Below are 24,546 nucleotides of genomic sequence, written 5' to 3'. Positions count from 1 at the left end.
AATTGGAGAATGGTTATGCAATTTTCTGGGCGGAATAGAGCCGGTATTGAACCGGTGACATTCCGCCCAGTTTTTCTTTAATACGATAATTATTATATTTATGGACGTATTTATTAACAGCTGACTTTAGTTTTGAGTAACTATCATAACTAAAGTTATGAGTTGTTCCAACTTTTAATTGATTGAAAAAACTTTCAATACAAGCATTATCCAAACATGTAGCCTTATGGCTCATGCTTTGAAATACTTTATTATCTTTCAAAATATTTACGAATTTTGCATTTTGATATTGAAATCCTTGATCAGAATGAACTGTCATACGATATTTTAATTCTGGACGAGCTAAAACTAACTCTGCTAAAGGTTTTACAACAAACTCTACAGTTGGATGCAAACTTATACTCCAAGTTATAATTTCGTTATTATACAAATCCATATACGCTGTAAAATAGGCTCGTTCATTCATGGTATTATTACCCCAACGTATTTCAGTAACATCAGTAACTATTTTCTGTAAAGGTCTGTCAGTTTTGAATCGTCTATTAATTCTATTGGGAGATACTTTTCCACGTTTTCCTTTGTATGAATTATATTTTCTAGTTTTTCTTTCATAAGCAGTACACAATAGTCCTTCTGAATTCATTATTCGGAGGACTTTTTTGTGATTTATTTTAAATCCTAAATTGTTTAATTCTAAAGTAATCCTTCTATATCCATAATCAATAAATTCAGACCTAATTCTTTTGATTTCTGCAATGACCCTTTGGTCATTACTAGAATAGTCACGTTTTAATGAATCATGATAACTACTACTAGATATTTCTGCTATGTCTAATAACATGTGTAACGGGTAATTAAAGTCACGCCTTAACTCAGTAATTATTTGTGTTTTTTCTCTGTTTGGCATTTCTTTTGACTTTGAGTTAAGGCTTTTATTTTTCCCATGTATTGAATTTTAGCTTTTAAGTAGGTATTTTCTTGTTCAAGTCTGTTTAATTTTTCCTCTAGTGATTCTTTATTATTATTCATTTTGATTAGTCTTCCTTTAAAGGGTTTTAGACGTCCAATTGATAATAACTTTTCCCACTGAAATATTGTCACAGGATTCCTAATTTTAAAGTAACGTGAAGTATTAGGATATGATTCATTATTTTCAAGACGCCAATTTATAACCTTAATTTTAAATGAATAAGAGTATCGTGTCTTGGTTGAATTATTAATTAATCCACTTTCACCAAATATTTCTAAACGTTTTATCCATTCGTACAGCGTAGCTGTACCCTTAATACCATATTTTCGCATTATAGTATTTGTTGAAACGCCATTATTGTAATCTTTAATAGCAGCTAATTTAATTTCTGATGTAAACAAAAAGAACCTCCTAAATTGGGTTCTCCAATTTAAGGGGTTCAGTTCAACTAGATAAATATCTAGTCTTTTTGTTTATTTATTTTGTCTTAATTTTTCGACAATTTCACGAGAGGGTGTTACATAGACAGTTTTTTGTCCAGTGTAATGTACAAGACCAGGCTTAGCACCATTGGGCTTTTTAACTCTTTTAACTGGATCATAATCAACTGGAACATTGGCTGAATCGCGAGCCTTAGAAAAATATGCAGCTAATTCAGCAGCTTCAATAATAGTTTCCTCAGAGGGATCAAAAGAACGAATAATCACGTGAGAACCATGAATCTTTTGAGCATGAAGCCAAATATCACGTTTATCAGCGGTTTTTAAAGTTAATTGATCATTTTGCAAATTATTTTTACCAACTAAAATAACTGTTCCATCAGATGAAATGAATTTTTCCGGTTTGCTAACTTTAATACGAGTGCGCTTTTTTGATTTAGAATGGTCACGAATATATCCACCAGCTTTAAGTTCAGTCTTAATATCAACCAAATCCTCCGGGTTAGCAATTTCAATTTGTGATTCAATGTTTTCAAAATAGCTAATTTCTTCATTAGTTTTAGCTATTTGTTCATTTAAATATTTGATTGAATTTTTCTTCTTTTGGTATTGTTTAAAGTACCATTGCGCGTTGGCAGAAGGGGAAAGTGCCGGTTTTAAACTGATTTTAATCGGGTTATTATTGTCATAAAAATTAGCTAATTCAACCGACTTATCACCGGGTTTAACTTCATGAAGATAAGTCATCAAAACTTCGCCTTTAATACGATATTCATCGGAATGCTTTGTTTCTGCAAATGAACGTTCTAATTTACGTAATTTATTACGATTCTTTTTAAGTTCATTTTTTGTAACCTGAATTAATTGAGCACCTTGTTCGCGGACACGTTCACGTTTAACTTTAGCTTGAAAATATTCATCTAACATTCCACTTAAGGTATCAAATTGACTAACAATATTTTCATTTGTAAATGGAAAAGCTGAGAAAACTAATTTATCATAATTATCCGTGGCAATTGTAGGCTGAGCTTCATTAAATTTAGCAAAGAAACCTCTAAATTTATCCTCAGTTGATATTCCAGTTTCATGTAATGCATCAGCTAATGCTAAAGATGTATCTTTACCCAAACCTTGAAGATGTTTTCTTAGTTCAGTAGCTAATACCTCTACATTGGGAAATTGTCTTTCTAAAGATTCAATTTTTGTAAAATCAACATCGCTAAATGGATCGACATTATCCTGTTTAGGTGGATTGATATACTTTGAACCTGGTAAAAGGGTACGATAACGACTTTTATCTGGGCCAATTCGTTTTACAGCATCAATAATATTACTATTTTTTGCTTCAACTAAAATAATATTACTATGGCGAGCCATAATTTCAACTACTACTACTAATTCTTCGATATCACCTAATTCATTTCGTGAATTAAAGTGAAAATGAATAATTCGATCATTATCAACTTGATGAATTTTAGTAATGAAACTACCCTGAATATGTTTTCTCAAGGTCATTACAAAATTACTTGGAACTTGTGGGTTAACAAACGGTACTTTTGTCGTTTGAACTCTTGCGTACGAAGGATTAGCTGACAATAGAACCTGATAATTTTTTGAATTTGAACGAACTGTTAAAATAATTTCATTTAAGTAGGGTTCATTGATTTTTGTAACTCGACCATTTTGTAACTCACTTTTCAACTCTTTGGTCATAGAGTGGGTAAATGATCCATCAAATGACATATTTAAAAACCTCTTTTTTCTATAGATAACTCTAGTATAAACTATAAATGATAATTCTAGTAGTAAATTGTATTTACTTAATCTTGTATACACCAAATAATGTTATAATTGTGACTGGAGGTTTTGTCTAATGAAAAATAGTCTAACTGCTTTACGTGAAGTAAGCAAATTGCAGCAACAACAATTACAAACTTTAACTAAAGCTAATAATTTAACTATTTCTGAGTGGCAATTATTATTGTCAATCGCAAATGGTTTTGATAAACAAGAAAGTCTTTCTCATGAAATGGATTTAGATACATCTACATTGTCTAGACAACTCAAAAAATTAGTTGAAAAAGAAATGATACATAAAAAAGCAATTGGTAAAGATAAACGTCAATTGATTTATACAGTTTCACAGCTTGGTAATGATTCAATTGTAGATATTGACAATAATTATGTTAAATTAAAAACGCGTATTTTTGAACAATGGTCAGAAGAAGAAAAAAACATGTTAAAAATCCTATTAAATAGATTAGGTAATAGCATGAAAAAAGTAAATAAATAAAAGGGTGATTATTAATTGAAAACAGCAATCGTTACTGATAGTTCTGCCTATCTTTCTGCAGAAGATATAAAAAAATATAATATTCATGTGATTCCAATTTCTGTTGTTTTTGGTGATCAAACATATCGTGAAGGAATTGATATTAATAACGCAGAATTCTATGCTAAGTTAGCAGATTCAAAAAAACTACCAACTACGTCTCAACCCCCAATTGGAGAATTAATTGAACTATATAACAATTTAGCAGATGAAGGATATGAGACAGTTATTAGTATTCATTTAGCCTCAACTATTTCAGGATTAAATAATCAAGTAGCAAATGTTGCCGCTATGATGGATAATATTCGCGTTATTCCATTTGATTCAGAAATTACAGTTTCACTTATGGGCGATTTAGCTAAATATGCGTCAGTCTTAGCCAAAACTGGAATGAATCCTGATGAAATTATCACTAAATTAACTGAACAACGTAGTACCATTGATGAACTTATTGTAGTTGATGATATCAACAATTTGGTTAAAGGTGGACGATTATCAAATGCATCAGCATTTATTGGTGGATTGTTAAACATCAAACCAATTCTAACTTTTGATAATCAATCTGATGAAATTGTCGCTTTTGATAAAGTTAGAACAATGAAACGTGCAATAAAACGTGTGGAAGCAATTGCAGCTAAAGAATTAGAAAACGTTGATTATAAAGTTAAATTTTTTGTTATTGATGCTAATGATCGTAAAGCTGGTGATGCTTGGGCTGAAAATATTCGTAAACAATTTCCTGATGCTACAGTTGAACAAGGATTTTTTGGTCCATCAATTGGAGTTCATTTAGGAAATAAAGCCGTTGCACTAGGTTGGGAAAAAGATATCGATTTTGATTCAATTAAATAAAGTATAAAACATTCTATAATAATTTATAGGATGTTTTTTTGATAGGTAGGTTTAAAAATTATGTTTATTTAGTTTTCTTTTTCTAGTTTACATAATATATATTATACGAAGTAGCACTATTTTTGCTAATTTAACAAAAAGTCAATTTCGTCTTACATATCCCTAATTTTCTCTAAATGATTAGTTATCAGTTTATTATTTTAAAATCGACTCAGAATTCGTTTATATTCCACTATAAATTTAAACCAAATAAAAAATCCTAAAACTTTTGTTTTAGAATCTCTCATCTGGTTTTATTTAATTAATCTTCTGGATTTAAATCACCATCAGCAATTTTTGCTAACATTGGTCTTGATGGAATAAAATATAATGTTCCGGTTTTTAAAGTTGAAAATGTTAATAAGAAATCACTCATATCAACCATTTGTTGTAACATTCCTTTAGTAACATGCCAATAACGTGAATATCCCATAAAGTAAGTACCATTCACATTACTTGCAGGATCTGAAAATGGCACATTCATACGAATAATTTTATTTTCATCACCAGTATTAGATGCTACATTATGAGCATTTTTGTATTTATCATCATCATCTAATTCTAAATCAGAGAATTTTTCACGTCCAATTGCTTTATCCTGGTGTTCAACTGGCATATTATTCCAAGAATCCATGTTATGAATCCATTTTTGAGCAAATAAATATGAACCATTAACAAATTCTGGATCTTCATCACCAATAATTGCATATGGTGCTGCATCTTCAACTTGAGGAGCTTCAGTACCATCAATAAAACCGATGATAGCGCGACCTTCGAGGTTTCTAAAACCTTTAACTTCATCAAGTACAGTTGTAAAATCCTTTAAAAATTTACGGTATTGAGTTACAACTTCAAATACGACGGCTTGAGTATTTGCACGAATATGTAAGAAAATATCACCATCAGTAGCTGGCATACTGTATTTAGGACCTTTAACACCTGCAAAATTTTCTAATTCCTTTGGTTTATCTGCCTTTGGAAATAAGTATTCCCAAGCTGCATTACTAAATCCAATTGAAACACGTAAATTTGCTTCAGGTTCTCTAATCCGCATTGATCTAATAATTGCTTGAGAACGATCTGCAAACTCTTGAATTCCTTCTTGAGCTTGTTCTTGATTATCACGAGTTAAAGCTAGTGATACAAAATCGACGTTTTCTCCGGTATCTTTCCATACATCTTGAGCCTTTTTTGGTTCCATCTTTACTACCATTGAATTATTCCTCCGCTTTATCTATTTACAACTCAATTATAACAAATAAAACAGTTGATTTTATACAAACTATTAAGATTTTATTTATATAATCATTCAAATTAAACATCTACTAGTCTATAATTAACGTATATTGTGAAATAATATACATATTGGAGGACAACATGTACTTAAAAAGATTTATAGAGTTATTTATTGCCTATGCAATTTCATTTTTACTAGCTATTTTAGCTATTGGATATCCATTTAATTTCGCTCATTTAGGGTCAATCATCGCTGGGGTAGTGGTGGGTTACCTAGTTTTAGTCATTCCCCTCACCCTTCTCACTATTAAAAAAATGACTACTCGTGAAAAAGCTAGTGGAGTTACTAATAAACAAAGCAAATTTTCAAAGGTTTTGTCTAAACTCCCTGCTTACTTGTATCTTGCTACTAAAGACAACGATGGTGTTATAAGTAATTCAATTATTACTTACTCACAAAGTTCTGATAAAGAAAACGTCTTTTATGTGGTTACTGATGCTAAAACTAGCCGTGTAAATAATATTAAAGAAAATAATCAAGTTGGAATTGCAAGTCTCTTTGATGAAAAAACTGGCCTTCGTTTTTCTTCTAATCAGGCTTTTGCAACTGTAACAACCGATTTTGATGAATTGCAAAAAATTGCGGGAAATGTATCTCAAATCAAGCAATTAGATGAAAACTTCCATGGTAAAGCAGTCATTACAATCACATTAGATTCAGCTATTATTGAATCATTTAGAACACAACCAGAAGTAATCACATTCTAAACTAAAACAGGGAACCCATTCTATGGATTCTCTGTTTTTATTTTAGTTTTCTTTTTTCATAATTATATCCAGAAATGAAATCAACTATTTCATATAATCGATTGTTAAATAACTTATTTGTAAGTTTAATCAAATACAATGGATATATTTTGAAATGTTTGTTACTGTAAAAATCATCTTTTGCCTGCTTAACACCAAGATTAAAATCTGTATTACTATTATAATCATGAAATTTTGAATATTCGTTATCATACTGGCTATTCTCGTAATTTTTCTTAACATAATCATGAAATGCTTTTAAATCCATTTTGTCACCTACTAATCATTTTTTAGTTTATAAGAAATAAAGATAATCGGAACTAAAACAGTTACAATAGTTGTCACTACAAATCCGATAAACAAATTGCCGATTTGTCCACCTAAGAATAATCGTTCTGAAATTTCGTTTACATAATAACCAGGGAATAGTTTTTGCACAACTGTTATCCATTTAAGATATGAATTGTCTGGGGCAAATAAGGAAAAAGGAATTAAAAGAAACATAATTCCAAGCATCATCATAAAGCTTGATGCGTCTAATGCTTTAGCATCCAAAATCAAAGCAATTGCAAAACCGAAGATGCTTAAATAAATACTGAAAATAATGATTAATAAGAGACTTTCAAATAAAGCTGTACTAATAGGTACATTGCCGATTATTATGGCACAAATACTAACCGCAATGCTTATGATACTATTGAGAATCAATTGGACAATGAGCTCGTCCCGGAGCCATTTCAAAACGGTGTAATTAGACGTTTGGATTTGTAATTCATAAAATTTTAGCATTACATTAACTGATTTGGCAAAAGAAACCAGTGAATTACCAGTAACACCGATAATAATACTTACAATTAACCAGATGAATGAATATTTATTTTCATACCAACCACCAGACTTAGCCATCATGACTAACATGGCATAATATAGGATTGGTGTTATCAAAGTAAAGAAGACAAATCGTTTATTTCTAAATGTATTTTTAATCATTAACCAAATATTCATTATTTCACCCCGCTATTTCGTTGACGATACCATTGATCGATAGTTTGATTATGGGAATGAATTGTTGCAACTTTTTCATCATATTTTATCTCACCGTTTTTCAGTAAAATGACTCGATCAAAATAATGATCGATTTGATTGAAATCATGAGTAATTGTGATCACGGTCCCATCAATTTTATCCATATATTTCCAAAAGAAATCAATTGTTTCTAAATCCATTCCTACAGTAGGCTCATCTAAAATTAATAACTTAGACTTTTTGATTGAGCTTAGCATTAATGCTAATTTTCTTTTTTGGCCGCCTGATAATGATTCAACTAAACTGTTCTTATGTGAGAGTAATCCAAATTCGCTTAGTAAATGATTTAAATCCACATTAACTAATTTATTTAAAGATATTGTTAATTGAATCATTTCATAAACTCTAAACGATTCAATTAAAACGTTTTCCTGCGGCATCAAACCAAAATCATTGTGTTTGTCATAATTTCTAGTAATAGTTCCAGAGTCTGGTGTTAATTCACCACTAATAATTTTTACCAAAGTTGTCTTACCAGCACCATTGCTACCTAGAAATGCAATTCGTTCATTATTTTTAATATTTAAATTAACATCAGTTAAAACTGGTTTATCAAATTTTTTCTTAATATCAGAAAGGACTAATAATTCCTGATTTTCGTATTTTAACCCCGTAACTAACTCGTTTAAATCTACATTAAAAATCATTGCTAATGAAAGCAATTTATCTAAATCAGGAACGGAATCTCCCTTTTCCCATTTCGAAACAGATTGACGAGACACAAACATTTTTTTAGCTAACATTTCTTGAGACATATTTTGCGCCTGTCTTAGCTTGATAATTTGTTGTTGAAGTTGATTGTTCATTTTAAATCTCCTATTTTTGATTGAGCATGCATGTCTGTAATTAGTATACCTAAAAAGATGTGTGCGTCTATGAAAGTACTGGTACTAAACGGTTGCAGAGCTAGCAACCAGTAGTTGCACTTTATTTTCATAATACAATTATACAAAAAAAGACCCATGATTTATATCATGAGTCTAAATTAATTAGATCTTATTTATTATTCCAAACGTTCTTTTTAAATTGTTCACGTCCACCCATTTCTTCGATTTCTGCACGAAGCGGATTCTTTTTATAGAATCCTTGGTGATAATCTTCAGCTGGGTAGAAAGGCATAGCGTCTTCAATTTTAGTGACAATCGGTTTATCAAACTTACCAGATTCTTCTAGTGCTTTCTTTGAAGCTTCCGCTACCTTACGTTGTTCCGGACTATTTACAAAAATCACTGGACGATAGCTATCTCCACGATCTTGGAATTGTCCCATTGCATCAGTAGGATCAGTTTGGCGCCAATAAATTTCAACTAAATCTTTATATGAAATTAATTTAGGATCGAAGTAAATCTTAACTGCTTCAGTATGTCCAGTTGTTTCAGTACATACATCTTCGTAAGTTGGATTAGCAACATGTCCGCCTGTATATCCTGATACTACTTGTTCAATTCCTGGCATTTGATCAAAGGGTTTCACCATACACCAGAAACAACCACCCGCAAAAATTGCTGTTTCATATTTTTCTGCCATTGTAATGACCACCTTATTTGATTAATTTTTTGTATTGACCGTAACCATCTTTATCCATTTCATCGTATGGAATGAATTTTAAAGCTGCTGAATTAATGCAGTAGCGTAATCCACCCTTATCAGCTGGACCATCAGGAAAAACATGGCCTAAATGTGAATTACCATCAGAACTTCTAACTTCAGTTCTAATCATGCCAAAAGAATCATCTGTGTTATTTTTAACTGCAGCTTTATCAATTGGTTTAGTAAAAGCAGGCCAACCACATCCAGAATTGTATTTATCATCTGAAATAAATAATGGTTCACCGGTAGCAACATCGACATATATTCCCTTTTCAAAGAAATTATCATATTTTCCAGTAAATGCTGGTTCTGTTGCTGCTTCTTGGGTAACTGCGTATTCCTCAGGTGTTAATTTTTGTTTCAATTCTTCTTTACTTAAATTACTCATACTATCCCTCCTAATAATTACATTCTTTATACTAATTAAAAATAACTAGATTGCAAGCAATCTAACTTGAATATGCAAAAAAGGAACCATACCAAGTATGATTCCTTTTTATTATACAATTATTATGCTTCTGGTTGTAATTGTTCAGTCAATGGAGGAACAATTTGTTTCTTACGTGAAACAACACCAGGTAAACTCATAACGTCATCATCGTTAAATTTATTGTCAAAAGCAGCTTCAACAACATCCTTTGGTTCACCAACAATAATCATTTCTGAGTTACTAGTTAACACGTTAGTAACTAAAACTAAGAATAAATCATAGTTTTCTTTTTTGGCTTCAGCTTTCATAGCAGCTTTAATGTCAGCAAGACGTTTGTTAATATCTTCTAAATCAACAACATTAATTTGGTCGATACGAACGTTTTTACCACCTAAAGTGAATGATTTAGCATCGCTATCAATTAGTTCTTGGTCTGATTTAGCATCAACATTAGTTCCTGCTTTAAGCATCTTAATACCATAATCTTCAATATTATCAATACCAGCAATATCAGCTAATGCTTGTAATGCATCACGATCTACATCAGTAGTAGTTGGTGATTTAAGCAATAAAGTATCAGAAATGATTGCTGACATCATAAGACCAGCAATTTCCTTAGGAATATCAATTCCTTCTTCTGAATACATTTGAGTAAGAATTGTTGAACAACAACCGTAAGGTGCTGCACGGTAATAGAGAGGTTTAGCAGTGTTAAAATCACTAATTCTATGGTGATCTACCACATGAGTAACTGTTAAGTTAGCGATATCATCAATACTTTGTTGTGGTTCGTTGTGGTCAACTAACATAACCTTGTCTGTTTCAGGTTCTGCATTAGTTACAACACGGGGTGCCTTAACTCCAAAGTAATCTAAAACAAATTGGGTTTCTGGGTTAACTTCACCTAAAGCAACTGCTTCAGTATCGTAACCATCTTGTTTTTCTAAATATGCTAATGAAATTGCAGCGGCAATCGCATCAGTATCTGGATTTTTGTGTCCAAAAACTAATTCTTTAGTCATTTAAATAATCTCCTTTAAATTTCTTCTGTTACTACTTTAACACAAAAAACGGGTAAATATCTATTTAACTCTATACTAAAGTAGTGTTGTTATCTGTTTCTGTAATTACTGGTTGGTGATTAATTGATACAGGAACACCATCTATTTTAACATCAATTTCTGGGTTACCGTTAGAAGTACGATTAGAAAATCCGTGTTCATCTAGAATAACGTCATGACCACTTAGATGATCAGTAAAGATTGTTAAAATTTGGTCATTAGGATTAATTCTAACAAAATTTGCTAATAAATTAGCGCGGGTCTTGAGATCCCGAAGAATTTTAACACCTTTACGAGCACGGCTAGTTACTGGAATTTCATCGACTTTAACCTTTTTGAAGTTACCATTTTGGAATGCAATAGCAAGTTGAGAGCTCTCAGTAGTAAGCTGAGCATTAACTACTAAATCATCATCAGCTAAGCTAATTGCCTTAACTCCTGTAGTCCGGGCACCACTAACTGAAACTTCGTCTAACGCATATCGTAAAGCGAGCCCTTGTTCAGTCATAATTAAAACATCATTTACATCACCTTCGTGAACGTATTCAACATCAACTACAGAATCTAAATCATCTTTTAGCTTTTCATAAACCGCAGCACGACTCTTATAAGTCCTTCCGGGAAGTAATTTTTCAAATTCAGTTTGTTTAATATGTCCAGATTTAGTGGTAATTACAAATTTACCTTTTTCTTTTAGATTAGGGAAAGCAAAAGTTGCGATAACTTTTTCATTAGAATCAATTCCGTTTAATTGAGAAATATGATCCCCAGTATCTTTCCATTTTACATCATCTACTTCAAATACCGGACGGTAAACTAAATTACCTGCATCAGTGAATAAAAATAATGAATCTCGAGTACTCAATTGTTCAATGAATACTGGTCGATCTTCATTTTTCAATCCATTATCAGTTAATTCAGATGCTTTATATGAACGAATACTACTACGTTTCAAATAACCATCGTGAGAAACCATTACCATTACTTGTTCATCAGGAACAATAACTTTCTTACTAATCTTAATATTTTCGATTTCAGCTTCAATACTTGAACGACGTGGTGTCCGATATTCTTCTTCTAAGGCACGTAATTCGTCAGCTAATACTCGATCTAATTCAGCTGGATTGGCTAAGATTGTCTTAAATTCAGCAATTTTAGCAGCTAAATCGGCGTTTTCTTTCTTAAGCTTCGTGACATCAGTATTAGTTAAACGGTAAAGTTGCAATGCCACAATCGCATCCGCTTGTCTTTCCGTAAATTCATATTCACTCATTAAGTTATCACGAGCATCTTTACGATTGGAACTAGCACGAATGGTACTAATTACTTCATCAAGAATTGATAAAGCCTTAATCAAACCCTCAACAATATGTTGACGTTCTAATGCTTTATCTAAATCAAATTTAGTCCGTTTTGTAACAACTTCACGTTGATAGTTTAAGTATGATTCAAGGATGTCTTTCAAACCAAGTCGCTGTGGACGCATATCTTTAATAGCAACGACATTAAAGTTATATGAGACTTGTAAATCAGTATTCTTATATAGATAGTTTAAAATCCCTTTGACTTCGGCATCACGTTTTAATTCAATCGAAATCAACAAACCAGAACGGTCAGAGTCATCTCGAACTTCGGCAATTCCATCAATTTTTTTGTTGATTCGAATTTCGTCCATTTGTTTAACTAATTGAGACTTGTTCACTTCATATGGAATTTCAGTAATTTTAACTAATTTCTTACCACCACGTAAATCTTCAATAGTACTACGTGAACGAATCATGATTTTACCATGACCATCCGTATAGGCTTGTTTAATTCCGTCTAGTCCCTGAACAATTCCACCAGTTGGAAAGTCTGGACCCTTAACGAATTTCATCAAGTCCGCTAGGCTAGCATCTTCATGACCTTGTAAATATAACAAGGCATCGATCACTTCACCTAAATTGTGAGGTGGAATTTCAGTTGCATAACCGGCAGAGATACCAGTTGCCCCATTAATTAATAAATTGGGTAGCCGAGCTGGTAAAACAGTTGGTTCTTTTTCAGTATCATCAAAGTTTAAGACCCAGTTAACTGTGTCTTTATCGATATCACGAAGCATTTCTCCAGCAATCTTGCTAAGACGAGCTTCAGTATAACGCATAGCAGCAGGTGGATCACCATCCATTGATCCATTATTACCGTGCATATCGATTAACGGTTCTCTTAGTTTCCATGATTGACTCATTCGAACCATTGCATCGTAAATTGAACTATCCCCATGGGGATGAAAGTTACCCATTACGTTACCAACAGATTTTGCAGACTTTCTAAAACCCTTATCAAAGGTATTACCATCCTTATTCATTGAATAAAGAATTCTTCGTTGAACTGGTTTCAAACCATCTCTGACATCTGGTAAGGCACGTTCTTGAATAATCGCTTTGGAGTAACGACTAAAACGTTCGTCCATAACGGATGCTAAAGATAAATTTTTAATTTCAGCTTCTTTTGCCAATCATTTCACCTCCTATTATTTTGTATTGTCTAAAATGCTTCCTTCATCTTCGAGGTTGAATTGAACATTGTTTTCAATCCAGTCACGACGTGGTTCTACTTTACTTCCCATTAGAGTTGTTACCTGACGTTCAGCAACTGCTGCATCATCAATTTGTACTCTAATTAAAGTCCGATGTTCTGGATCCATGGTTGTTTCCCATAACTGATCCGCATTCATTTCACCTAAACCTTTAAATCGTTGTAAAGTCATTCCTTTAGGGAAGTCTTTTCTTAATTCATCTAATTCTTCGTTAGTCCAAGCATATTCAATCTTGGCATTTTTCCCTTTACCTTCTTGTAACTTGTAAAGCGGTGGTAAAGCAACGTATACGTGTCCTGCTTCAATCATAGGCCGCATGAATTTGTAGAAGAATGTAAGTAATAAGATTTGAATATGTGCACCATCATCATCCGCATCAGTCATAATAATGATCTTATCGTAATTAGCATCTTTGAGTTGGAAATCATTTCCCATCCCCGCGCCAACTGTGTACATGATAGTACTAATTTCTTCGTTCTTCATGATATCAGCCACATTAGCTTTTTCAGTATTAAGCACTTTACCTCTTAATGGTAAGATTGCTTGATGTTTACGATCTCGCCCTTGTTTGGCAGAGCCCCCAGCTGAATCCCCTTCGACTAAGAATAGCTCATTCTTACTAGCATCTTTTGATTGAGCAGGAGTTAGCTTACCAGAAAGTAATTTTTCTTGTTTCTTTTTCTTCTTACCATGCCGACTTTCTTCACGGGCCTTTTTAGCTGCTTCTCTAGCTTTTCTAGCACGTAATGCTTTTTGCACTAAAGTGTTAGCTAAATCACCATTTTCCATTAAGAAGTATAGCAATTGTTCATCTACTACACTATCTACAATTGAACGGGCTTCAGGAGTTCCTAATTTGCCCTTAGTTTGTCCTTCAAATTGAAGGGCTTCTTCTGGAACACGTAATGCAATCACGGCAGTTAAACCTTCACGAATATCTGCTCCTTCTAAGTTTTTATCTTTTTCTTTTAAGATTCCAACCTTACGGGCATATTCGTTAAAGGCTTTAGTCCATCCGCTTCTAAAACCTGCTTCATGTGTACCACCATCAGTAGTTCGGACATTATTAACGAAGGAAATGGTGGTATCAGTATAAGCATCGTTATATTCCGCTGCAACTTCAACTTCGATTCCATTCTTACTACCATCAAAGTACATCACAGTACCTAAAGTACTTTTACCCTCATTAAGGTATTGCACGAATTCTTTGATTCCATCTTCAAAATGGAAAACGTCTTCACGTTCTTTACCTTCACGTTCATCGGTAAGGGTAATCTTTACACCCTTTAGTAAGAAAGCTGATTCTCGTAACCGGGTTGCAAGGGTTTCAAAATTATAAGTAGTGGTTGTAAATATTTCTGGATCTGGCTTAAACGTAATGGTTGTTCCATTGCCGGCGTTAGTTTTGCCTAACTTACGTAAAGTACCAACTGGATGGCCGCCGTTTTCAAAATCTTCTTGGTATTGTTGGTGATCACGGACAATTTCTACTGTTAAGTGACTTGATAGTGCATTAACTACACTAGAACCCACTCCATGTAATCCTCCGGAGGTTTTATATCCACCTTGACCAAATTTACCACCAGCATGTAAAACGGTTAAAATAACCTCTGGGGTAGGTTTCCCAGAGGCATGCATTCCGACTGGCATTCCACGGCCATGGTCGACAACAGTAATGCTGTCATCTTTATGAATTGTTACATTAATCTCTTTTCCGTAACCTGCGATTGCTTCATCAACAGCGTTATCTACAATTTCGTAAACTAGATGGTGTAAACCTCTACCATCTGTTGAACCTATGTACATACCGGGTCTTTTTCGAACTGCTTCTAATCCATGAAGAACTTGGATTGAAGAAGCATCGTAATTATTTGAACTGCTTTGTTTCGTCATATGCAGAAAACTCCTTTTCATCTGTATTTTATAATAACTTATTTAGCGTTTATTGCAAATAAGCTCAGTTTTTACTAATTTTAATTTTTGTAATTTATTAACTAATGGTAAAATTATGGTTGTTCATATTTGAATCTTTGGGGGAAAAATGATTAAAATAATTGTTCTTTTATTGATTGCGTACTTATTAGGCTCAATTCCTAGTGGAGTTTGGGTTGGAAAAACGTTTTTCCATGTTGATATTAGAAGACATGGTTCAAAAAACATTGGTACAACTAATACCTATCGAGTTTTAGGACCAGTTGCTGGGACTATTGTACTCTTTATGGATGTTGGTAAGGGTTACTTAGCAACCTTAATTCCAATGTGTGTCGGCATTCATTCATGGTACCCACTAATTTTTGGGGTAGCGGCAGTATTAGGCCATACCTTTTCAATTTTTGACCACTTCCATGGTGGAAAAGCCGTTGCTACTAGTGCGGGAATGTTATTAGCTTATAATCCTGGATTCTTCTTAATTGCCGTAATTGTCCTAGTTTCATGTATTACCATAACTAGTATGGTAAGTTTAGGAAGTATTATTAGCTTTATCATGATTGTCTTTGTTTCGCTTTTTACTCATGATATTGCATTAACGATTATCGCATTAGGGTTAACCTTTTTTACCATTTATCGTCATCGTAAGAATATCATTAAGATTTTGCATGGTAATGAAAATTTAGTTCCTTTTGGACTTTACTACTGGTATTTAAAATACGTAAAGAAATCAATTAAATAAATATAAAAAGACTTTCAATTGAAAGTCTTTTTTTGTTTTAGAAGAATGTAATATCAAATTTAGCAGCAAAGTCTTCGCCACAACGCAAACGACTGATATCATTTTTATCCCTGATAAATCCAGTGCTATTTTCTGAATCAGCAATTCCCCACCATGGTTCAATACAAACGAAATCTGATTTAACAGGGTAAGTTGACCAAAGACCAAAGTATTGGTTCTTATAGGCTGTTACAGCTGCACCATGCTGTGATTTTTTCGATTTAAGCGTAAAAGTAGTTTGATCATTAGCTTCTACATCAAAAATTCGCGCATCATCTTTAAATAGTTCATGGTTAATTGGAATTGGATTCCCATGAATATTGAAATTAGATTTATTTGTCGTAGTTAATCCATTACCATCTAAAGCAATCATTGGATATTCCTTTTCAGGAGTAACAATAACTTCATAATCATCATATGTTTCATTAGATTCAAGCGGAACTTTAAATCCAGGATGAGCACCAACAGAAAAGTACATTGAATGATGATCTCGGTTTTTAACTAACATACTAACTTTAACCATATTTTCCGCTAGTGTATATGAAACATAAAACTCAAATTTAAATGGATAAGCTTTCATTGTCTCAACGTCAGACTTAAGCAAGAAAATGACTTGTTCATCTGATGAGGTAACAATTTCAAATTTACTGTCACGAGCAAAACCATGCTGGTACATAGTATATGCACTACCATCATAGCTATATTCATCATTTTTTAAACGACCAACCATGGGAAATAGGATTGGAGCATGACGCTTCCAATGTTCTGGATCTGCTCCCCAAATATATTCGATACCTTGAGGGTTTTGGACTGAAATCAATTCAGCCCCAATTTCATTAATTTTAACTGTTAATTTACTATTTTTAAGTGTTACTACCATTTTATTCCCCCACAAGTCTTTCTTTATCTCTCTATTTTGACACGAAAATAGGACTTTGCAAAGAATAAAAATCAAATTTTAAAAATATTTTAATCAGGATTTTCATCTTCTGATCTTTTAAAGAAATTTTGATAATTTTTCAAAAGTTTTTCTTTTGTTACGTGTGTATAAATTTGAGTCGTTGATAAATTTGAATGCCCTAATAGTTCTTGCACTGTCCGTAAATCAGCACCATTATTTAACATCTGTGTTGCAAACGTATGACGCAACATGTGCGGATGGATACTTGAATTCATACCACTATTTTTCATAATTTGATCTAAAATATACTCGATCCCACGACTCGTAATATGAGATCCATGTTGATCAACAAATAAATAAGGGTGTTGCTTATTAAACTTTTCCATTAAAACGTTTCGACTTTTATTTAAATACTCATTAATCGCATGATTAGCATAACTTCCAAAGGGAATATAACGTTCTTTATTCCCCTTACCTAACACTAGCATCATGTTATTGGACAAATCAATATCATCTAACGTTAAATTAGCACATTCACTAACCCGAATTCCAGTCCCATATAAAACTTCTAATAAAGCGGTATTTCTTAAAGCTAACAGTGGATTTTTAGTTTGTTTTGCAGCTTCAAATAATTTATCCAATTCTTTTGCATAAAAAAAGCGCGGTAAATGATTAGCATGTTTCTTAATATTGACATATACAAATGGGTTATCTTCCACAATTTGATTATTAACTAAAAAATTATAAAAAGAACGAAGCGATGACATTTTACGAGCAACGGTATTATTGTTATCACCAAGATCATGTAAATGGCTTAAATAAATTTCAACGTCAAAACTATCAATCTTACTGAAATCTTTTTCCCCGCCTGAATCAGCTAAAAATGTCGCAAATTGTACTAAATCATCATGATAAGCTCGCGCAGTATCGTCTGAATATTGGCGTTCATTGACAATATATTTGATAAATAATTGTATTAATTTTTGATTACTTCGATTCATTTTAATCACCTATTTGAAAAAAGACCGTTCGTAAAGAACAGTCCTTTTTTTATTTAATTACGTCTTCTTGGTAATCTCCTTCAGGACAAACAACTTGCCATCCACCACGGACCTTCTTATTAACTAAGAAGTGACCACATTTCGGACAATCACGACCAATTGGTTTATCCCATGAAACAAAGTCACAATCAGGATATCTTGAACAACCATAGAATAAACGATTCTTCTTAGTTTTACGTTCAATAACTTGTCCTTCATGACACTTAGGACAAATAACACCAATTTCTTTTACAATCGTTTGGGTGTTGCGACAATCTGGAAAACGAGAACAAGCAAAAAACTTACCGTATGTACCCATTTTAACTACCATTGGGGCACCACAAATGTCACAGTTAAATCCAGCAAGAGGTTCTTTAATTTGAACGTCTTCCATCTCTTTTTCAGCAACATTAACTTCTTTAGAAAAAGGTTGATAGAATTCACTAACTAATTTAACCCACTTAAGTTTAGCTTCTTCAATATCATCAAGCTTACCTTCAATATCGGCAGTAAAATCAACGTTCACAATTTCAGGGAAGTATTCTTCGATTAATTTATTAACGATTTCACCTAATTCAGTAGGTACAAACCTACGAGCTTCAAGCTTAACGTAATAACGTTTTTGAATGGTCATTAAAGTTGGTGAATAAGTTGAAGGACGACCAACACCATTTTCTTCAAGTGCTTTGATTAGTGCAGCTTCAGTGTAACGTGCTGGTGGCTGTGTGAAATGTTGGTCTGGTACATTACTATCCAAAGAAACATGTTCACCCACTTCAAGTTCAGGAAGAATATTATCTTTTTCTTTTCCAGCTGAATACACCTTGAGGTAACCTTCAAATTTTAGTTTTGATCCATTCGCATGATACTCAACTCCGTTTTGAATTACTTTAACAGTTTCAGTATCAACAATTGCAGGTGTCATTTGACTAGCTAAAAATCTTGACCAGATTAAACTATATAACTTGAATTGATCTTTAGTAAGGTATTTTTCAATACTCTTAGGAGTTCGCATAACAGAAGTTGGACGAACAGCTTCATGGGCATCTTGGGCACCTTCAGGCAATTTAACGGCACGCGGATGATTAATAGCATATTCAGCACCAAAATCTTCGTGAATGAATTTAGCAGCTTCCTGCTTAGCTCCTGATGAAATACGAGTAGAATCAGTACGCATATAAGTAATCAAACCTTGACTACCCTCACGACCAATATTGATACCTTCATATAATTGTTGGGCAGCCATCATCGTTCGACTAGTTTTGAAATGTAGCTTTTTATTAGCATCTTGTTGCAATGTACTAGTCGTAAATGGACGTGGTGGTTGCCGTTTCTTTTCACGCTTTTTAACATCAGTAATGTCAAAATCAGATTTAGGATCAATTTTCTTCAAAATTGCTTGAACATCATCATTATTTCCTAAGTTAGCCTTTTTACCATCAACCCCATAAAAAGATGCTTTAAACTTAGAACGTCCTTTTTTAAATACTGAATCAATTGTCCAATATTCTTCCGGCTTGAAAGCTTGAATAGCACGTTCCCGTTAAATAATAATCCAAAGGGCAACTGATTGAACACGACCAGCACTAAGGCCTTTTTTAACCTTTTTCCAAAGAATTGGAGAAATAGAATAACCTACCAAACGGTCGATAATTCGCCGAGCTTGTTGGGCATCTACTAAATTCATATCAATGGTCCGCGGATGCTTAAACGCATCTTTAACCGTTTCTTTAGTAATTTCGTTAAAAGTAACTCGATTTTTTTCGTTAACATCAAGATTAAGTACATGAGCAACATGCCATGCAATTGCTTCTCCTTCACGATCGGGATCAGAAGCAAGAAAAACTTCTTTAGCTTTTTTCGCTTCTGATTTAAGCATCTTGATTGTGTCACCTTTACCACGAATTGAAATATAGTCTGGTTTGAACTCATCCGGAATATCAATTCCCATTCGACTCTTAGGTAAATCACGAATATGTCCCTTACTTGCGACAACTGTATACGTGCGCCCTAAATACTTACCAATGGTTTTTGCTTTAGCGGGTGATTCAACAATGACTAGTTTTTTCTTCGTAGTACGCTTTTTACTTTTTGTTGTTTTCTTTTTAGTAGTCGTACTAGTGGCCATTAAATATATCCCTCATTTATTTTTTCTACATATTATAATTAGTTTTTTTGCATTTGAATTTCTAAATTATCATATGGCAGTTTTTTTATAGTGTCAAATAACAACTCGTCCCAATACGTCTTTTTCATCTAGGCATGGTTGACAACCCGCAGCGATTAATTCGTTCGATCCAGCGGAATAACTACTATTTACATTCCCAGGAACAGCTAAAATATCACGATTATTTTGTAAGGCCAAACTAGCAGTGATTAAAGATCCTGACTTGAGTCGCGCTTCAACTACCAATAGTTTTTGTGACAATCCAGCAATGATTCGGTTACGTTCAACAAAATGATGTTTTCTCGGACCAGTTCCGTAAAAGTACTCACTCACAACTAAATTATCTTTCATTAATTCTAGTTGAATTCCTTCGTTACTGCGAGGATAAAAACAATCTAGTCCTGTTCCTAGTACCGCAATTGTTTTGCCTTGTTTGGCTAATGCAATCTGATGTCCTAAAGTATCAACACCTTCCGCTAGCCCAGACACGATTACGAAACTATCAACAACTTGTTGGCTAAAAATTTTTTTCATTGCTTGAACTGCATATTTAGAACATTTTCGGGATCCCACTACTCCCAACAAATTATTTGCTTCTAACAGCTTTAAATTACCAGCGTAAAATAAAACAATCGGCGGTAAATACATTTCTTTTAGTTGAGTTGGATAGATATTATCACAAATTGTAATCCAATTCTGATTCATAGCCTGATTCACTAAAATGTTAATTTCTCGACTCAAAAAAGAAACTGCAAATTTTTTATAATTTAAATGATTATCACGAAGTAGATTAATGATCATTGCTTGGACTTCTTCAATATCTAATGTATTAATATCCTGAGTTTCTAACCAACAATATGCTAAATACTCACCTTTGAGTCCGATTCCGGGACATAATTTAATTCGTAATAATAAACTTCTTTTATCCATAATAAATTTCTCCATTTTTGGATAAATACGTAATTAAACTAATTTTTAGTTAAATCTCGGACTGGTGCAAAAGTTTTCCGGTGGATTGGAGTTGCCCCATACTTTTTCAAAGCTTCTAAATGTTTTTTAGTCCCGTATCCATCATTATGACAAAAATCATATTCCGGATATTGTTGGTTGTATTTAATCATTAAATCATCACGAGTTACTTTAGCTAAAATACTAGCCGCCGCAATTGAATTGGATTTAGCATCACCTTTAATTAATTTCAATTGTGGAATATCCATATCAACATCCATTGCATCAATCATTAATTGTTGAGGTTGAACAGTTAAACTCAAAACTGCTTGCTTCATGGCAATTCTAGTAGCTTGATAAATATTTACATCATCAATTACGTGGTTATCAATCACTGCATACGCATAACTAATCGCTTTTTCTTTGATTACATTAACTAATTCTCGTCGTTTTTTATCAGTTAATTGCTTAGAATCATTAACCTCTAGCAATTTAAAATCATGCGGTAAAATTACTGCTGCCGCCACAACTGGTCCAGCTAATGGTCCACGACCAACTTCATCAATCCCAGCAATCTGATTCAATCCTTGATTCCAAAACTCACGTTCAATATTGAATCTTTTAGCAAAAGCATCTTTCAATTCTTGTTGATGTGCTAGTCTTTTTTTCGTTTGTTTGATGATGATTTGAACACCCTTACGTTCATCATCTTTATACAAATCAAAAAGCGGGTCCTGTATTTCATGAACTCGCATAAATGATTCTTTAATTTCTTTAATAGTCAAAGCTATTCACCCTCAACTTCAATTTGATCTGGTGTGTCAAGAGTATAACGGCCTAATTTTCCTTTACGAACATCGTTAATAATTCGTTCTGATGCACGTTCATAATCATCACGCATTCCTAAGTTAGCAGTGATTTTAAGTAACAAGTCTGGGTTACTCAATTCATAATCTTCCTCAGTTAACCGATAACGTTTACTTAACTCTTCACGATGAGTTTGTTTGAAAAAGTCTAACGCATATAGTGCAACATCATCACTATGGAATGAACTTTCACGGATTGCTCCAGTTAAAGCTAATTTTTCAGCAATTTCTTGTGATTGAAACTTAGGCCACAAAATACCAGGAGTATCTAGTAACACTAACTTACTATTAGCAGTAAGCCATTGCTGTCCCTTGGTAACACCAGGACGATTTCCAACTTGAGCAGCTCGCTTACTTACTAACTGATTAAGTAAAGTTGACTTACCTACGTTTGGTACACCAACACAAATAGCTTTTAAAGCTTTGCGAGAAAAACCCTTATCATTTTTTGAATCAAGGTAATCCTTTAAAATTCCATCAGCAATGTTTTCGATTTTTTTACGAACCCCATTAACTTTAGAATCAACTGCGATTGCTCTGATACCTTGCGATTTAAAGTATTCAATCCATTTTCTAGTCATGACAGGATCAGCTAAATCTGATTTAGTTAAAATCATCAAACGGGGCTTGTTACGACTGATTCGTTTGACCTCTGGGTTGATTGAAGTATATGGAATTCGAGCATCAACTAATTCAAAAACAATATCAACTAATTTAATATTTTCTTCAAATTGACGAATGGCTTTAGCCATATGCCCGGGGAACCATTGGATATTACTTTTCATAATTTCTCCCTTAATCTAAATAAGCTAAATATTTTTGCCACGCTTCATCAAAAATCGTCATACTAGGTAGATACCCCGCATTTTCTTCAAGATATTTTGAAATTAATTCAAAATCATCTTCATGTTTTGGAAACTGAGTATCAAAAAAAGCATTGTTGGCAAATTGAGATATTTCATCATGACCATCAGGATTTCTTTCGGTCATCAAATATTCATAAAAACTTTTTCTCATTAGTTAGCCTTCTCGTTTAATTTTTCTTTGGTAAATTTCAAATTGATGTGGAAATTCCTCATTCTTTTCGCCTGGAATTTCTTCCATCAAAATAAAATCAGAGTAATCAATGTCAATCATTTTAGTATCACCTTCAACGTCAACATCAATCTTTGTACGATACAAATATTCGGTATATGGCAAAAGTTCTTGATAGATGGCTCTTCCACCAATCACAAAAATCAACTCATCTTGGAATTTATTTGCATATTGCAAGAATTCATCTTTTGAATTAAAAATTGTGACATTTTCAGGGAATTGCGATGCATTCCGATGAGTAATTACTAAATTTTTTCGCTTTAGCAATGGACGACCACCAAAACTTTCAAAGGTAGTATAGCCACAGACAACTTGGTGATTAAGTGTCGTTTTTTTGAAAAACTGCATATCGTCGGCAATATGCCATGGAAGATGTCCATCTTTTCCAATTACTCTATTGGCAGATTCTGCCCAAATAAATGCTAACATGTTAACTCCTCACTAAACAGCTACGGCACCTTTAATGCGGCTGTGATGTTTATAGTCTTCAACTTTAATATCATCCATATCATAATCAAAAATACTATTTTTGTCAGGATTTAGCCACAATTTAGGCGCTTTATATGGTTTTCTAGTTAGTTGTTCTTTAACTTGGTCCACAAGGTTTAAGTAGATATGAGCATCACCTAAAGTATGCACAAAATCACCTGGTTCTAGACCACATTCTTTAGCAATTAAACTAGTTAATAATGCATAACTAGCAATATTAAATGGCACACCTAAGAACATATCGGCGCTACGTTGGTATAATTGACAACTCAATTTACCGTCATTTACGTAAAATTGGAATAATGAATGACAAGGTGGCAATGCGACATCATCAACATCAGCTGGATTCCATGCGGAAACAATCATACGACGTGAATCTGGATTAGTTTTAATGGTGTTAATTACCTTTTTGATTTGGTCAATAACTTTACCATCTGGACCTTCCCAATGTCTCCATTGAGCTCCGTATACGTTACCTAATTCACCAAATTTTTTGGCAAATTCATCATCATCGAGAATCATTTGACAGAATATTTTCTTTTGTTCTAAATAAACTTTCTTAAATTCAGGGTCTTCTTGTGATCTTAATCCAAAGTTGGTCATATCAGGACCAGTATATTCATCAGAATTAACCCATTTTTCAAAAGCCCATTCATCCCAAATATGATTATTATTTTCAAGTAAATAACGAATGTTAGTGTCACCACGTAAGAACCATAATAGTTCGCTTTTAATTAATCTAAAAGGAACTGCTTTCGTAGTTAACAATGGAAAACCCTTTGATAAGTCAAACCGCATTTGTTGACCAAAATAACTAATAGTTCCTGTTCCTGTACGATCATCTTTTTTGTGACCATTTTCTAGGATAAATCTTAACTCGTTTAAATATGCATCTTCTAACATAAATTA

General features: G+C 33.1%; 24 protein-coding genes and 1 pseudogene. 4 read left to right on the top strand and 21 right to left on the bottom strand.

Going from position 1 to position 24,546, the window contains the following annotated elements; genetic code table 11:
• Positions 1 to 13 precede the first annotated feature (13 nt).
• From ACQW5G_RS07840 to ACQW5G_RS07830, 3 genes are all read right to left on the bottom strand, one after another.
• A complete protein-coding gene (locus ACQW5G_RS07840) occupies positions 14 to 907 on the bottom strand; it encodes an IS3 family transposase (protein ID WP_429970903.1) in 894 nt (297 codons plus the stop codon).
• On the bottom strand, positions 880 to 1,371 hold the full coding sequence (locus ACQW5G_RS07835) for a helix-turn-helix domain-containing protein (RefSeq protein ID WP_429970535.1): 492 nt from the start codon (positions 1,369 to 1,371) through the stop codon (positions 880 to 882). Before ACQW5G_RS07835 ends, ACQW5G_RS07840 begins: the two co-directional genes overlap by 28 nt.
• A gap of 72 nt (positions 1,372 to 1,443) precedes the next feature.
• Complete coding sequence (locus ACQW5G_RS07830) at positions 1,444 to 3,153, bottom strand: Rqc2 family fibronectin-binding protein (RefSeq protein WP_429970902.1); 1,710 nt, start codon at positions 3,151 to 3,153, stop codon at positions 1,444 to 1,446.
• 130 nt (positions 3,154 to 3,283) lie between these two features.
• On the opposite strand from ACQW5G_RS07830, the gene ACQW5G_RS07825 reads away from it, so the two are divergent.
• Together ACQW5G_RS07825 and ACQW5G_RS07820 are read left to right on the top strand one after the other, a co-directional pair.
• Entirely contained in the window at positions 3,284 to 3,703 is a 420-nt protein-coding gene (locus ACQW5G_RS07825) for a MarR family winged helix-turn-helix transcriptional regulator (protein ID WP_429970901.1), read from the top strand.
• A gap of 15 nt (positions 3,704 to 3,718) precedes the next feature.
• On the top strand, positions 3,719 to 4,594 hold the full coding sequence (locus tag ACQW5G_RS07820; RefSeq protein WP_429970900.1) for a DegV family protein: 876 nt from the start codon (positions 3,719 to 3,721) through the stop codon (positions 4,592 to 4,594).
• 301 nt (positions 4,595 to 4,895) lie between these two features.
• Here the strand turns inward: ACQW5G_RS07820 and ACQW5G_RS07815 are convergent, their stop codons facing one another.
• Positions 4,896 to 5,846: a Dyp-type peroxidase gene (locus tag ACQW5G_RS07815; RefSeq protein ID WP_429970899.1), complete on the bottom strand. Its 951-nt coding sequence runs from the start codon at positions 5,844 to 5,846 to the stop codon at positions 4,896 to 4,898.
• Between the two features lie 164 nt (positions 5,847 to 6,010).
• On the opposite strand from ACQW5G_RS07815, the gene ACQW5G_RS07810 reads away from it, so the two are divergent.
• Entirely contained in the window at positions 6,011 to 6,637 is a 627-nt protein-coding gene (locus ACQW5G_RS07810; RefSeq protein ID WP_429970898.1) for a pyridoxamine 5'-phosphate oxidase family protein, read from the top strand.
• Between the two features lie 37 nt (positions 6,638 to 6,674).
• On the opposite strand, the gene ACQW5G_RS07805 is transcribed toward ACQW5G_RS07810, so the two are convergent.
• The 8 genes from ACQW5G_RS07805 to parE form a co-directional block, all read right to left on the bottom strand.
• Entirely contained in the window at positions 6,675 to 6,944 is a 270-nt protein-coding gene (locus tag ACQW5G_RS07805) for a hypothetical protein (RefSeq protein WP_429970897.1), read from the bottom strand.
• 11 nt (positions 6,945 to 6,955) lie between these two features.
• The gene (locus ACQW5G_RS07800) at positions 6,956 to 7,681 is read right to left on the bottom strand and encodes a hypothetical protein (RefSeq protein WP_429970896.1); all 726 of its coding nucleotides are present in this window, start codon (positions 7,679 to 7,681) and stop codon (positions 6,956 to 6,958) included.
• Positions 7,681 to 8,568 carry an ATP-binding cassette domain-containing protein gene (locus ACQW5G_RS07795; protein ID WP_429970895.1) on the bottom strand — a complete coding sequence of 296 codons (888 nt, stop codon included), beginning with the start codon at positions 8,566 to 8,568 and terminating at the stop codon, positions 7,681 to 7,683. Before ACQW5G_RS07795 ends, ACQW5G_RS07800 begins: the two co-directional genes overlap by 1 nt.
• Positions 8,569 to 8,758: 190 nt before the next feature.
• The gene (gene msrA, locus ACQW5G_RS07790) at positions 8,759 to 9,289 is read right to left on the bottom strand and encodes a peptide-methionine (S)-S-oxide reductase MsrA (protein ID WP_429970894.1); all 531 of its coding nucleotides are present in this window, start codon (positions 9,287 to 9,289) and stop codon (positions 8,759 to 8,761) included.
• 13 nt (positions 9,290 to 9,302) lie between these two features.
• Entirely contained in the window at positions 9,303 to 9,740 is a 438-nt protein-coding gene (gene msrB, locus ACQW5G_RS07785; protein WP_429970893.1) for a peptide-methionine (R)-S-oxide reductase MsrB, read from the bottom strand.
• A 122-nt stretch (positions 9,741 to 9,862) separates the two neighbouring features.
• Complete coding sequence (locus tag ACQW5G_RS07780) at positions 9,863 to 10,804, bottom strand: manganese-dependent inorganic pyrophosphatase (RefSeq protein WP_429970892.1); 942 nt, start codon at positions 10,802 to 10,804, stop codon at positions 9,863 to 9,865.
• Between the two features lie 70 nt (positions 10,805 to 10,874).
• The gene (parC, locus tag ACQW5G_RS07775; RefSeq protein WP_429971907.1) at positions 10,875 to 13,295 is read right to left on the bottom strand and encodes a DNA topoisomerase IV subunit A; all 2,421 of its coding nucleotides are present in this window, start codon (positions 13,293 to 13,295) and stop codon (positions 10,875 to 10,877) included.
• A gap of 60 nt (positions 13,296 to 13,355) precedes the next feature.
• Positions 13,356 to 15,314, bottom strand: a complete 1,959-nt coding sequence (parE, locus tag ACQW5G_RS07770; protein WP_429970891.1) for a DNA topoisomerase IV subunit B — start codon at positions 15,312 to 15,314, stop codon at positions 13,356 to 13,358.
• Positions 15,315 to 15,462: 148 nt separating this feature from the next.
• Here parE and plsY point away from each other — a divergent pair, with 148 nt between their 5' ends.
• The gene (gene plsY, locus ACQW5G_RS07765) at positions 15,463 to 16,092 is read left to right on the top strand and encodes a glycerol-3-phosphate 1-O-acyltransferase PlsY (RefSeq protein WP_429970890.1); all 630 of its coding nucleotides are present in this window, start codon (positions 15,463 to 15,465) and stop codon (positions 16,090 to 16,092) included.
• A gap of 37 nt (positions 16,093 to 16,129) precedes the next feature.
• Here plsY and ACQW5G_RS07760 read toward each other — a convergent pair whose 3' ends face one another.
• The 9 genes and pseudogenes from ACQW5G_RS07760 to ACQW5G_RS07720 all read right to left on the bottom strand — a co-directional run bounded on the left by ACQW5G_RS07760 (position 16,130) and on the right by ACQW5G_RS07720 (position 24,540).
• Entirely contained in the window at positions 16,130 to 17,011 is an 882-nt protein-coding gene (locus ACQW5G_RS07760; protein ID WP_429970889.1) for an aldose 1-epimerase family protein, read from the bottom strand.
• Between the two features lie 89 nt (positions 17,012 to 17,100).
• Positions 17,101 to 18,033: a tyrosine recombinase XerC gene (xerC, locus tag ACQW5G_RS07755; RefSeq protein WP_429970888.1), complete on the bottom strand. Its 933-nt coding sequence runs from the start codon at positions 18,031 to 18,033 to the stop codon at positions 17,101 to 17,103.
• Between the two features lie 49 nt (positions 18,034 to 18,082).
• A pseudogene (topA, locus tag ACQW5G_RS07750) lies at positions 18,083 to 20,200 on the bottom strand (type I DNA topoisomerase).
• Positions 20,201 to 20,293: 93 nt separating this feature from the next.
• Complete coding sequence (dprA, locus tag ACQW5G_RS07745) at positions 20,294 to 21,169, bottom strand: DNA-processing protein DprA (protein WP_429970887.1); 876 nt, start codon at positions 21,167 to 21,169, stop codon at positions 20,294 to 20,296.
• Positions 21,170 to 21,207: 38 nt separating this feature from the next.
• Positions 21,208 to 21,972 carry a ribonuclease HII gene (locus ACQW5G_RS07740; RefSeq protein ID WP_429970886.1) on the bottom strand — a complete coding sequence of 255 codons (765 nt, stop codon included), beginning with the start codon at positions 21,970 to 21,972 and terminating at the stop codon, positions 21,208 to 21,210.
• A gap of 2 nt (positions 21,973 to 21,974) precedes the next feature.
• Positions 21,975 to 22,838: a ribosome biogenesis GTPase YlqF gene (gene ylqF, locus ACQW5G_RS07735; protein WP_429970884.1), complete on the bottom strand. Its 864-nt coding sequence runs from the start codon at positions 22,836 to 22,838 to the stop codon at positions 21,975 to 21,977.
• A 10-nt stretch (positions 22,839 to 22,848) separates the two neighbouring features.
• The gene (locus tag ACQW5G_RS07730) at positions 22,849 to 23,070 is read right to left on the bottom strand and encodes a YozE family protein (RefSeq protein ID WP_429970882.1); all 222 of its coding nucleotides are present in this window, start codon (positions 23,068 to 23,070) and stop codon (positions 22,849 to 22,851) included.
• Positions 23,071 to 23,073: 3 nt separating this feature from the next.
• Positions 23,074 to 23,577 carry a dihydrofolate reductase gene (locus ACQW5G_RS07725; protein ID WP_429970881.1) on the bottom strand — a complete coding sequence of 168 codons (504 nt, stop codon included), beginning with the start codon at positions 23,575 to 23,577 and terminating at the stop codon, positions 23,074 to 23,076.
• 12 nt (positions 23,578 to 23,589) lie between these two features.
• A complete protein-coding gene (locus tag ACQW5G_RS07720; protein WP_429970880.1) occupies positions 23,590 to 24,540 on the bottom strand; it encodes a thymidylate synthase in 951 nt (316 codons plus the stop codon).
• Between the last annotated feature and the right edge of the window lie 6 nt (positions 24,541 to 24,546).

Source organism: Fructilactobacillus sp. Tb1, from assembly GCF_050500285.1.
Lineage (GTDB): Bacteria > Bacillota > Bacilli > Lactobacillales > Lactobacillaceae > Fructilactobacillus.
Note: the sequence above shows the minus strand (reverse complement) of the source record. Positions and strands in the feature narration are given on the sequence as shown.

Excerpts from the sequence above, each read along its gene's own strand:
- ACQW5G_RS07830 (WP_429970902.1), bottom strand. The coding sequence starts at position 3,153 with ATGTCATTTGATGGATCATTTACCCACTCTATGACCAAAGAGTTGAAA.
- ylqF (WP_429970884.1), bottom strand. The coding sequence starts at position 22,838 with ATGAAAAGTAATATCCAATGGTTCCCCGGGCATATGGCTAAAGCCATT.
- ACQW5G_RS07800 (WP_429970896.1), bottom strand. The coding sequence starts at position 7,681 with ATGAATATTTGGTTAATGATTAAAAATACATTTAGAAATAAACGATTT.
- ACQW5G_RS07840 (WP_429970903.1), bottom strand. The coding sequence starts at position 907 with ATGCCAAACAGAGAAAAAACACAAATAATTACTGAGTTAAGGCGTGAC.
- parC (WP_429971907.1), bottom strand. The coding sequence starts at position 13,295 with ATGGACGAACGTTTTAGTCGTTACTCCAAAGCGATTATTCAAGAACGT.
- ACQW5G_RS07815 (WP_429970899.1), bottom strand. The coding sequence starts at position 5,846 with ATGGTAGTAAAGATGGAACCAAAAAAGGCTCAAGATGTATGGAAAGAT.
- ACQW5G_RS07795 (WP_429970895.1), bottom strand. The coding sequence starts at position 8,568 with ATGAACAATCAACTTCAACAACAAATTATCAAGCTAAGACAGGCGCAA.
- ACQW5G_RS07725 (WP_429970881.1), bottom strand. The coding sequence starts at position 23,577 with ATGTTAGCATTTATTTGGGCAGAATCTGCCAATAGAGTAATTGGAAAA.
- ACQW5G_RS07825 (WP_429970901.1), top strand. The coding sequence starts at position 3,284 with ATGAAAAATAGTCTAACTGCTTTACGTGAAGTAAGCAAATTGCAGCAA.
- ACQW5G_RS07780 (WP_429970892.1), bottom strand. The coding sequence starts at position 10,804 with ATGACTAAAGAATTAGTTTTTGGACACAAAAATCCAGATACTGATGCG.
- ACQW5G_RS07730 (WP_429970882.1), bottom strand. The coding sequence starts at position 23,070 with ATGAGAAAAAGTTTTTATGAATATTTGATGACCGAAAGAAATCCTGAT.
- ACQW5G_RS07805 (WP_429970897.1), bottom strand. The coding sequence starts at position 6,944 with ATGGATTTAAAAGCATTTCATGATTATGTTAAGAAAAATTACGAGAAT.
- ACQW5G_RS07720 (WP_429970880.1), bottom strand. The coding sequence starts at position 24,540 with ATGTTAGAAGATGCATATTTAAACGAGTTAAGATTTATCCTAGAAAAT.
- plsY (WP_429970890.1), top strand. The coding sequence starts at position 15,463 with ATGATTAAAATAATTGTTCTTTTATTGATTGCGTACTTATTAGGCTCA.
- parE (WP_429970891.1), bottom strand. The coding sequence starts at position 15,314 with ATGACGAAACAAAGCAGTTCAAATAATTACGATGCTTCTTCAATCCAA.
- msrA (WP_429970894.1), bottom strand. The coding sequence starts at position 9,289 with ATGGCAGAAAAATATGAAACAGCAATTTTTGCGGGTGGTTGTTTCTGG.
- xerC (WP_429970888.1), bottom strand. The coding sequence starts at position 18,033 with ATGAATCGAAGTAATCAAAAATTAATACAATTATTTATCAAATATATT.
- ACQW5G_RS07810 (WP_429970898.1), top strand. The coding sequence starts at position 6,011 with ATGTACTTAAAAAGATTTATAGAGTTATTTATTGCCTATGCAATTTCA.
- msrB (WP_429970893.1), bottom strand. The coding sequence starts at position 9,740 with ATGAGTAATTTAAGTAAAGAAGAATTGAAACAAAAATTAACACCTGAG.
- ACQW5G_RS07760 (WP_429970889.1), bottom strand. The coding sequence starts at position 17,011 with ATGGTAGTAACACTTAAAAATAGTAAATTAACAGTTAAAATTAATGAA.
- dprA (WP_429970887.1), bottom strand. The coding sequence starts at position 21,169 with ATGGATAAAAGAAGTTTATTATTACGAATTAAATTATGTCCCGGAATC.